This window comes from Pseudomonas sp. GZD-209, assembly GCF_049310485.1.
GTDB classification, from domain to species: Bacteria; Pseudomonadota; Gammaproteobacteria; order Pseudomonadales; family Pseudomonadaceae; genus Aquipseudomonas; species Aquipseudomonas sichuanensis.
The window spans coordinates 1-9,187 of sequence record NZ_JBMOWQ010000156.1 but is presented as its reverse complement, the minus strand read 5'-3'; the positions used below and the strand labels follow the sequence as shown (position 1 = coordinate 9,187).

Genomic DNA, 9,187 nt, shown 5'->3' with positions numbered 1-9,187 from the left:
AAAGGGGCCTTCTTGTCTACCAACTCGCCGAAAACCCGGCTCCCACAGGCATTTCAATCCCCCTGTGGGAGCCGGCTTGCCGGCGATTGGGCTTTCAAGAAAACGCTGAACAGGCCTCGCGCATGACCTGCCAGGTGCGCGCATCCGCCGGCACCAGGTGCTCGATGCGCAATGACTCGACCGTAATGTCCTGGGGCATGCCAAAGGTGGTGAAGGTCGACATGAAGGTCAGCTCGCCCTGTGGCGACGCCAATCGCGTCAACAGCAGCGGCGGCAACACGCCCTCGGCAGGTTCAAGCTCGCCTGGCAGCGCCATCTGCGCCAGGCGCTTGGCCAATACCGGATTGCTCAGCGACTCCTGACGGGCACGGTGCCAACCCACCGCACGAATCTCTTCGGCATTGAGCAAGTACTCACCCAGCCCGCCGGGCGCAAACAGCATGGCCAGCATGTTCAACCCCTCCATCTGTGACGGCGGCAACCCGAGCAAGGCAAACAGCGCGGACGTCGCACTATTGGCCGCCAGCACGTCCCAGTTACCGTCGATAACTATGGCCGGTGCGGGGTTGTTGGCCTGCAACAGGTGCTCCATGGCATCGCGCACGGCCGCCAGCGCCGGGGCATCCAACGGCGAGGCCTGGTAGCGCGGCGCCAGGCCGGCGGCGAGGAACACCTCGTTGCAGCGCTCCAGTGGCGCATCCAGCGCGCTCAGCAGGGCATGCAGGGTGGCAATGCCTGGCCGCGCCCGACCGGTTTCGATGCAACTGAGGTGACGCTGCGAAACGCCGGCACGCAGGGCCAGCTGCATCTGGCTGAGCCCGGCCTGGCGGCGCAACTGGCGCAACGGCGAACCTGCGGTGGACGTTGGCCGGGTGGGGTGAAAGGTGGAAGTGTCCATGGGCTGAGCCTGCGAATGTTCAGGTGAGTCGTCCATGACCTCTGAGGTCATTGCTGGGCTGGGACCCTATCACTAGTGTTCGGGCATCGAAACCACCCCGGAGCTCCCACCATGCGCAAACCCTGGCTGGCACTCGTCACCTTGATCGCCCTGACCCTCTACACCTGCTGGACCATGGCCCATGCCGAACAGTCGTTGCTGGCCTTCGGCCTGCAACTGATCAGCAGCCCGGACACCCTGCAGGTGGTCATCGACCTGTACCTGATGGCGGCGCTGGCCTGCCTGTGGATGTGGCGCGATGCCCAGCGCCGAGGGCGCCCGGGGCGCAGTGTGTTGCCCTACTGCCTGCTGACCCTGCTGTTCGTTTCGATCGGCCCGCTGCTGTACCTGGTCGTGCACGGGTTCAGAGGCCATCGGCCATGATCACGGTGTTCGCCGCCAGTGTGTTGCTGCTGTTCCTCAAGATGCTGGCGATCTCCTGCTACCAGGGGTATTACCGCTTGCGTCACCTGACCTTCGTCAACGCCGAGGATGCGGCTGTGCTGGGCCGCTCGGCCGCAGCCCGGGAGCGCCCCGAAGTACGCCGCGCCGCCCAGGCCTGGGCCAATGACCTGGAGAACATCCCGCTGTTCTTCGTGCTCGGCGGCCTGGCCATCACCCTGCACACACCTGAGCTGCCGACCCTGTGTTTGTGCGCTTTGTTCACCGCTGCCCGGCTGGCCCATACCCTGGCCTACCTGGCGGCCTGGCAACCCTGGCGCACACTGGCGTTTGCGGTTGGTCTGGGCTGCCTTCTGGGGTTGGCCGGGATGATCGCCGCCCGCCTTTGCTAGCGCTGGCGCGCCAACAGGAAGGCACCCAGCCCCAGCACCGGCAAAGCCGCGCCCAGCAACGCCACGCCCGCCCAGCCGAAGTGCGCATACACCCCGCTGGCCAGCGCCGAACCCACGGCCCCGCCCAGGAAGATGCTGGTCATGTACAGCGCATTGAGGCGCCCGCGGCTGGCGGGGTCGAGCGCATAGACCTCGCGCTGGCCGATCACCATGTTCATCTGCACCGCAAAGTCCAGCAGCACCCCGGTCAACCCCAGGCCGATCACGCTCATGCCCGGCGTGCTCAGGCCCAACAGCAAGGCCAGCGGCGCCAGCGCCATTGCCAGCAACGAAGCCTGTCGGCCATGCCCGGCATCCGCCAGGCGCCCGGCCAGCGGCGCAGCCACCGCCCCTATGGCGCCGACCAAGGCGAACAACGCGATCTGGCTTTGCGACAGGCCATGCTCTGCGGCCAGGGCCAGCGGCACCGCTGTCCAGTACAAGCTGAAGGCGGCGAACATCAGCGCCTGGTACAGCGAGCGCTGGCGCAACAACGGGTAGCGGCGCAGCAGTACCAGCAGCGAGGCCATCAGCCCGGCATAGCTGGCCTTGTGCTCGGGCTCCCGGCGCGGCAGGGTCAGGGCCAGCAACAGGATGATCGCCAGCATCACCCCGGCCGCGCCGATGAACACCGTGCGCCAGCCGAAATGATCGGCTACCAGGCTCGACAACGGCCGGGCCAGCAGGATGCCCAGCAACAGGCCACCCATGATGTTGCCCACCACCCGCCCACGCTGGTGCTCGGGCGCCAGGTGCGCGGCCAGCGGCACCAGCATCTGCACCGCCACCGAACTGAAACCGATGAGCAAGGCATAGGCCAGGAACAGCTGGCCCTGGCCATGGCCACTGTTGCCTGCCAGCAGCAGGCTGACGGTCGCCAGCACTGCGGTGGCGATCATCAGCTTGCGGTTTTCCACCAGGTCAGCCAGCGGCACCAGCAACAGCAGCCCGAGGGCGTAGCCCAACTGGGTCAGCGAGACGATCCAGCTGGCGTGTGCGGCGGACAGGCCCAGGTCAGGCGCGATCAGCCCGACGATGGGCTGGGCGTAGTAGATGTTGGCGACGATGGCGCCGCAACAGAAGGCCAGCAGCGTCACCAGGGCGCGGCTCAGGCCGGGCGCTGACGGCTGGGCGGCAGCGACGGAAAGATTCATGGGGGTAGCCTCGCTAAGCGATGGAGAAGTGCGGGCATGGTGCCGGGAAGCAGCGCGCGGCAGAATCCGTCGGCAACGCAACAAGGCTTTGCGCCTTGCGCAACGGCTAGCGCGCCAGCAACCGCTCGCAGAACGCAACGAACGCCTTCACCCGCCGCGACCCGCGGTGGTTGGGCAGGTATAGCGCGTTGATGGTGGCGCTGGCGGCGCCCGGGCTCACCTGCCAGTCGGCGAACAGCCGTTGCAGGCGCCCGGCCGCGACATCCTCGCGCACCAGCCAGTCGGCCAGCAGCGCCACGCCGCTACCGGCGATGGCGGCCTCGCGCAGCAGGTCGGCGTTGGCGCTGCGCAACGGGCCGGTAACGTCCAGCTCCAGGCGCTGTTCGCCTTGCTGCAAACGCCAGGGCCGGGCCGACTGGCCATAGCGAAAGCGCAGGCAGGCGCGGGTGCTCAGCTGCCGTGGATCGTCCAGCGCGGGGCCTTGGGCCACATAGGCCGGGCTGGCCACCAGCCAGCGCTCGAACTGCCCCAGCCGACGACACACCAGCTCGTCGCTGGGTGCGGGTTCGCCGAGGCGGATGGTCAGGTCATAGCGGCCATCGAGCAGGTCGTCGAAGCGGTCGCTGAGGTCGATGTCCAGTTCCAGCCCTGGATGGCGGGCCAGGAAGGCACCCAGGTGCGGGGCGATCACCCGCCGGCCGAACTCCACCGGCAGGCACAGGCGCAGCACGCCGACGGGCTCCTCGCCACGGTCGGCGACGCTGGCATCGGCCTCGGCCAGGGCTTCGAGGATGTCGCGGGCACGCTGGTAGTAGGCGGCACCGGCCTCGGTCAGGCTGACCTGGCGGGTCGAGCGGTTGAGCAAGGTGGCACCCAGTTCGCTCTCCAGCGCATCGACCAGGCGCGTCACCGACGAGGTCGCCACCCCAAGCCTGCGTGCTGCGGCGGAAAACCCCTGGGCTTCGACGGTCGCCATGAACACCTTGAGCGCCAGCAGCTTGTCCATGGCAGTTTTCCCTGGGGCAAAGCCAGGAACCTTCCTACAATCAGGCCCTGGAATCAACCACGGACGCGCCCTCCATGCCTGACAACCTGTTCACCGCCCTGCCCGCCCTCGACCCACAGGCCAGCGAGCAGTTCGACGACCTGCTGCAACGCCCAGGCCTGCGCATCGAGCGCATCGTCTCCAGCGGCCAGGCCAGCCCGCCGGGCTTCTGGTACGACCAGGATGAAGGCGAGTGGGTGGTGGTGCTCAGCGGCAGCGCCGGGTTGCGCCTTGAGCACGAGCACGAAACCCGCGTATTGCGCCCGGGCGACCACCTGGACATCCCGCCGCACTGCCGGCACCGGGTCGAATGGACCGAGGCCGGCGTGGCCACCGTGTGGCTGGCGGTGTTCTACCGCGGCTGAGCCAAGGCCACCGGGGCTGGCGCGGCCTGCAGCCGATAGAAGCGCCACGGCAGCAACACGGCGGCCACGGCCAGGCCGCTGGCGAAACCGACCCACACCCCCACCGCACCCAAGGCGGAATGGAAGGCCAGCCAGTAACTGAGCGGCAGCGCCAGCAACCAGTAGCTGACCAGGGTCACCCCCACCGGCCAGCGGTAGTCCTGCAGCCCACGCAAGGCCCCCAGCGCGGTGGACTGCAGGCCGTCGGCCACTTGCATCGCCGCCACCACCACGAACATCGGCACAGCAATGGCGACCACCTGCGGGTCGTCGCTCATGGCCTCGGCGATGCGCCGGCCGAACAGCACCAGCAGCACGGTGGCCAGCAGCATCCATGCGCTAACGCTGACGAAGGTGGCGCTGCCAATGGCCCGGATGCGGGCGGTCTCACCACGGCCCTGGGCCTGGCTGATGCGGATGCTCACCGCCGCTGCCATGCCCAGCGGCAGCATGTACAGCAGCGCGCCGATCGAATGCACCACCTGGTTGGCCGCCAGTGCGGCGTTGCCCAGCCAGCCGAGCATCCAGGCGGCGATCACCACCGCGCCGGCTTCGGCCAGGTAACCCATGCCCAACGGCCAGCCCTCGCCGAACAGCGTGCGCCAGCGCAGCGTGTGCCCGCGCGGCAGCTGGCGATAGCGCGCCAGCGACGGTGCCAGGCACCAATAAGCCAGGGCCAGCAACAGCGCCAGCAACTCGGCGAGCACCCCGGCGATTCCCGCCCCCACCAGCCCCAGCGCCGGCAGGCCGAAATGGCCATGTATCAGGCCGTAGCTCAGCGGGATGTTGAACAACACCGCGCTCATCACCAGCCATACCGCCACCCACGGGCGGCCAATGGCTTCCAGCACGTCCTTGAACACCACGATCAGGCAGTACGGGATCAGGAACACCGCCATGGCCTGCCAATAGGGGGTCAGCAGTGCCACGTCCGGCAAAGGCACGCCCAGCCACTGCAGCAGCGGCAAGGCGGCGAGCATCGCCATGCAGCCCAGGGTGCCGATCAGCAACCCGTAGCCAAGGCCTGCGCGCAGGGTGCGCGTAACCGCCGCCGGGTCATCGGCGCCGAAGGCATGGCCGACGCGCACACTGAGGGTGGCGAGCATGCCGTAGAGCCCCGCATGGAAAATCAGCCCGGCGCTGCTGGTCAGTGCCACGCAGGCCAGCACCACGGTGCCGAGCGAGGCCAGCAGCACGGTGTCGGTCAGGCTGATCAGCTCGGCAGCGGACAGGCCCAGCACCAATGGCAGGGCCAGGCGCAGCAAGCCTGGCAGCTCGGCAAGCCAGGAAACGGCGCTGTGCTTTACAGAAGCAGTCACGGTGAACACCTCGAGTTGACATACGCCGCGTATGCTAATGCCATTTATTGACATACGCAACGTATGCTAATTTGCACGGCATCGCTTTCAGTTGGAGCCTGCCATGCCCACCCCTCGCCGCAGCCGCGCCGCCATGAGCGCGGACACCACCGAACGGCTGATCGCCGTCGCCCGTCGCCAGTTCACCGAGAAAGGCTTCAGTGCCGTGGTCATGGACGACCTGTGCGCCGAAGCCGACCTGACCCGTGGTGCCCTGCATCACCATTTCGGTGGCAAGGCCGGGCTGTTCACCGCGGTGGTGCAGAGCTTGCTCGATGAGATCAACCAGGCGCTGGATGTGCGCTACGCCACCCATGAAGACCCCTGGGAGGGGTACATCGACACCTGCCTGCACTACTACGACCTGCTGCGCGACCCGGCCCTGCGGCGGATCCTGCTGCAGGATGCGCCGGGGGTGCTGGGCCTGCGCTTGCGCGAGCTGGAAGAGGCCAGCTATATCGGGCCCATGGCCCAGGGGCTGGTGGAGTTGCAGGAGGCTGGGCGGTTGCGGGCGTTTGACGCGGTGGCCATGGCGCATCTGATCAATGGGGCCATGGGCGATACCGGGATCTGGGTGGTGGCGCAGGATGATCCGCAGGCGGCGGCGGAGCGGGTCAAGGGGGCGCTGCGGTGTTTGCTGGAGGGGTTGCAGTGTTGAGGGGGTGACTTGGGGCCGCTAGGTGCTTGCCGATGGTTTTGCTGCGCCCATCAGATCGAGCGCCGCCCGCGCGGCGCTCGATCTTGAGGGCGCTGCAAAACCCCTACGACCATCGTCGCACCACCACATTCCCCCCCGAAGATCCCGAACCCCAATCCCATTTTCCCTTCATGATCTAGTCTTTTAGCCACACATTCCCCCTCCCACCCCTGCGACAATCAGCCCCAGCAACAAATGTACTAACTTGTTAATTAGCTTGCTAAGGGCTTAAACTGCGCCGCATTCCACCTGCGAGATCCCTGGCATGAAAGACAACCCCCGCGCCACTGGCGCCCCCACAATCATCCTGGTCGGCTTGGGCGTGATCGTCGCCCTGCTCGGCCTGCTGCTGGCCGCCGGCGGCTTCAAGCTCGCCGGCCTCGGCGGCTCCTGGTACTTCCTGGTCGGTGGCCTGGCCATGGCCATCGCCGGCCTGCTCATCGCCCGCCGCAAACCCGCCGGCGCCTGGCTGTACGCCGTATTCCTGCTCGGCACGCTGATCTGGGCCGTGGCCGACGCAGGCCTGGTCTTCTGGCCGCTGTTCTCGCGCCTGTTCATGTTCGGCGCGATCGGCATGCTGGTGGCACTGGTCTATCCGCTGCTGGTGCGCGCCCAGGGCGGCAGCACTGGCCGTGGCGCCTATGGCATCGCCGGTGTGCTGGCCGTGGTGCTGGCGATTGCCGCCGGCAACATGTTCGTCGCCCACCCCAGCGTCGCCCCCACCGGCAAAGGCCCGGGCCTGACCCCGGTCGAAGCGGGCAAGGAACAGAAGGACTGGGCCCACTACGGCAACACCGAAGGCGGCAGCCGCTTCGCAGCCCTGGACCAGATCAACCGCGGCAACGTCGACAAACTGCAAGTGGCCTGGACCTACCGCACCGGTGACGTGGCCATCAGCGACGGCAACGGCGCCGAAGACCAGCTCACCCCGCTGCAGGTTGGCAACAAGGTGTTCATCTGCACCCCGCACAACAACCTGATCGCCCTCGACGCCGACACCGGCAAGGAGCTGTGGAAGAACGCCATCAACGCCCAGTCCAAGGTCTGGCAGCGCTGCCGTGGCATGGCCTACTTCGACGCCAGCGCGCCGATCGCCCAGCCTTCCCAGCCTGGCAGCTCGCCGATCACGGTTGCCAGCGTGGCCGCCACTGCCAACTGCCAGCGTCGCCTGCTCACCAACACCATCGACGGCCGCCTGATCGCCGTGGACGCCGACACCGGCGAGTTCTGCCAGGGCTTCGGCAACAACGGCCAGGTCAACCTGATGACGGGCCTGGGCAATGTGCCCGACTCGTACTACCAGCTGTCTTCCGCCCCCTTGATGGCCGGTACCACCGTGGTGGTCGGCGGTCGGGTGGCCGACAACGTCCAGACCGACATGCCCGGCGGCGTGATCCGCGGCTTCGACGTGATCACCGGGGAAATGCGCTGGGCCTTCGACCCGGGCAACCCGCAAGACCGTAAAGCCCCTGAAGGCGACAGCACCTACGTGCGCAGCACCCCCAACAGCTGGGCGCCGATGTCGTACGATCCGGCCATGAACACCCTGTTCCTGCCGATGGGCTCCTCGTCCACCGACATCTACGGTGTCGAGCGCAACCAGCTGGACCACACCTACGGCGCTTCGGTGCTGGCCCTGGACGCCACCACGGGCGACCAGAAGTGGGTGTACCAGACCGTGCACAACGACCTCTGGGACTTCGACCTGCCGATGCAGCCGAGCCTGATCGATTTCACCAAGGACGACGGCCAGACCGTGCCAGCGGTGGTGATCGGCACCAAGGCCGGGCAGATCTACGTGCTCGACCGCGCCACCGGCAAGCCGCTGACCCAAGTCGATGAAGTACCGGTCAAGCCGAGCAACATCCCCAACGAGCCGTACTCGCCCACCCAGCCGAAATCCGTCGGCATGCCGCAGATCGGCGCGCAGACCCTGACCGAATCGGACATGTGGGGCGCCACCCCGTTCGACCAGCTGCTGTGCCGCATCGACTTCAAGAAGATGCGCTACGACGGCCTGTACACCGCGCCAGGCACCGACCTGTCGCTGAGCTTCCCGGGTTCGCTCGGTGGCATGAACTGGGGCAGCCTGTCGACTGACCCGGTGCACGGCTTCATCTTCGTCAACGACATGCGCCTGGGCCTGTGGATCCAGATGATCCCTTCGCAGAACCAGGGCGCGGCCGCTGGCGGTGGCGAAGCACTGAACACCGGCATGGGCGCCGTGCCGCTCAAGGGCACCCCGTATGCAGTGAACAAGAACCGCTTCCTGTCGGTCGCCGGCATCCCGTGCCAGGCGCCGCCGTTCGGCACCCTGACCGCCATCGACATGAAGACCCGGCAAATTGCCTGGCAAGTGCCGGTGGGCACCGTCGAGGATACCGGCCCCCTGGGTATCCGCATGCACCTGCCGATCAAGATCGGCCTGCCGACCCTGGGCGGTACCCTGTCGACTCAAGGTGGCCTGCTGTTCATTGCCGGCACCCAGGACTTCTACCTGCGCGCCTATGACAGCAGCAACGGCAACGAAGTCTGGAAAGCCCGCCTGCCAGTGGGCAGCCAGGGCGGCCCGATGACCTACGTCTCGCCCAAGACCGGCAAGCAGTACGTGGTGGTCACCGCTGGCGGCGCGCGCCAGTCGACCGACCGTGGCGACTACGTGATGGCGTACGCACTGCCATAAACCTCTGACAGACATCGCGGGGCAAGCACATTCCCCTCGTCAAAGCCAAGGGTTGGCGTGAGGGGGGACGTGACCT

9 protein-coding genes are annotated in these 9,187 nt (G+C 67.2%); 5 read left to right on the top strand and 4 right to left on the bottom strand.

The window, feature by feature from the left end; all coding sequences use genetic code 11:
- Window positions 1-94: 94 nt before the first annotated feature.
- Window positions 95-898: a helix-turn-helix domain-containing protein gene (locus ACO6VM_RS18440; protein ID WP_401059055.1), complete on the bottom strand. Its 804-nt coding sequence runs from the start codon at window positions 896-898 to the stop codon at window positions 95-97.
- Window positions 899-1,009: 111 nt separating this feature from the next.
- Between ACO6VM_RS18440 and ACO6VM_RS18435 the strand changes: the two genes are divergently transcribed.
- Both ACO6VM_RS18435 and ACO6VM_RS18430 read left to right on the top strand, forming a co-directional pair.
- Window positions 1,010-1,321, top strand: a complete 312-nt coding sequence (locus ACO6VM_RS18435; protein ID WP_401059056.1) for a DUF2834 domain-containing protein — start codon at window positions 1,010-1,012, stop codon at window positions 1,319-1,321.
- Window positions 1,318-1,731 (top strand): MAPEG family protein, encoded by a 414-nt coding sequence (locus ACO6VM_RS18430; protein WP_401059058.1) that lies wholly within the window; start codon window positions 1,318-1,320, stop codon window positions 1,729-1,731. Before ACO6VM_RS18435 ends, ACO6VM_RS18430 begins: the two co-directional genes overlap by 4 nt.
- Here the strand turns inward: ACO6VM_RS18430 and ACO6VM_RS18425 are convergent.
- A complete protein-coding gene (locus ACO6VM_RS18425; protein WP_401059060.1) occupies window positions 1,728-2,924 on the bottom strand; it encodes an MFS transporter in 1,197 nt (398 codons plus the stop codon). The two genes, ACO6VM_RS18430 and ACO6VM_RS18425, sit on opposite strands and share 4 nt — an antisense overlap.
- Window positions 2,925-3,030: 106 nt before the next feature.
- On the bottom strand, window positions 3,031-3,930 hold the full coding sequence (locus ACO6VM_RS18420) for a LysR family transcriptional regulator (RefSeq protein ID WP_401059061.1): 900 nt from the start codon (window positions 3,928-3,930) through the stop codon (window positions 3,031-3,033).
- Between the two features lie 74 nt (window positions 3,931-4,004).
- Between ACO6VM_RS18420 and ACO6VM_RS18415 the strand changes: the two genes are divergently transcribed.
- Window positions 4,005-4,334, top strand: coding sequence for a cupin domain-containing protein (locus ACO6VM_RS18415; protein ID WP_401059063.1), 330 nt, complete (start codon window positions 4,005-4,007; stop codon window positions 4,332-4,334).
- Here ACO6VM_RS18415 and ACO6VM_RS18410 read toward each other — a convergent pair.
- Window positions 4,322-5,692 (bottom strand): MATE family efflux transporter, encoded by a 1,371-nt coding sequence (locus tag ACO6VM_RS18410; protein WP_401059064.1) that lies wholly within the window; start codon window positions 5,690-5,692, stop codon window positions 4,322-4,324. The genes ACO6VM_RS18415 and ACO6VM_RS18410 overlap by 13 nt on opposite strands.
- A gap of 103 nt (window positions 5,693-5,795) precedes the next feature.
- On the opposite strand from ACO6VM_RS18410, the gene ACO6VM_RS18405 reads away from it, so the two are divergent.
- Entirely contained in the window at window positions 5,796-6,389 is a 594-nt protein-coding gene (locus tag ACO6VM_RS18405; protein ID WP_401059066.1) for a TetR/AcrR family transcriptional regulator, read from the top strand.
- A gap of 304 nt (window positions 6,390-6,693) precedes the next feature.
- The gene (locus tag ACO6VM_RS18400; protein WP_401059067.1) at window positions 6,694-9,111 is read left to right on the top strand and encodes a glucose/quinate/shikimate family membrane-bound PQQ-dependent dehydrogenase; all 2,418 of its coding nucleotides are present in this window, start codon (window positions 6,694-6,696) and stop codon (window positions 9,109-9,111) included.
- The last annotated feature ends 76 nt before the right edge of the window (window positions 9,112-9,187 follow it).

What these genes read in the sequence shown, in the direction of transcription:
- ACO6VM_RS18440 (WP_401059055.1), bottom strand. Translation starts at nt 898, where the DNA reads ATGGACACTTCCACCTTTCACCCCACCCGGCCAACGTCCACCGCAGGT.
- ACO6VM_RS18435 (WP_401059056.1), top strand. Translation starts at nt 1,010, where the DNA reads ATGCGCAAACCCTGGCTGGCACTCGTCACCTTGATCGCCCTGACCCTC.
- ACO6VM_RS18430 (WP_401059058.1), top strand. Translation starts at nt 1,318, where the DNA reads ATGATCACGGTGTTCGCCGCCAGTGTGTTGCTGCTGTTCCTCAAGATG.
- ACO6VM_RS18425 (WP_401059060.1), bottom strand. Translation starts at nt 2,924, where the DNA reads ATGAATCTTTCCGTCGCTGCCGCCCAGCCGTCAGCGCCCGGCCTGAGC.
- ACO6VM_RS18420 (WP_401059061.1), bottom strand. Translation starts at nt 3,930, where the DNA reads ATGGACAAGCTGCTGGCGCTCAAGGTGTTCATGGCGACCGTCGAAGCC.
- ACO6VM_RS18415 (WP_401059063.1), top strand. Translation starts at nt 4,005, where the DNA reads ATGCCTGACAACCTGTTCACCGCCCTGCCCGCCCTCGACCCACAGGCC.
- ACO6VM_RS18405 (WP_401059066.1), top strand. Translation starts at nt 5,796, where the DNA reads ATGCCCACCCCTCGCCGCAGCCGCGCCGCCATGAGCGCGGACACCACC.
- ACO6VM_RS18400 (WP_401059067.1), top strand. Translation starts at nt 6,694, where the DNA reads ATGAAAGACAACCCCCGCGCCACTGGCGCCCCCACAATCATCCTGGTC.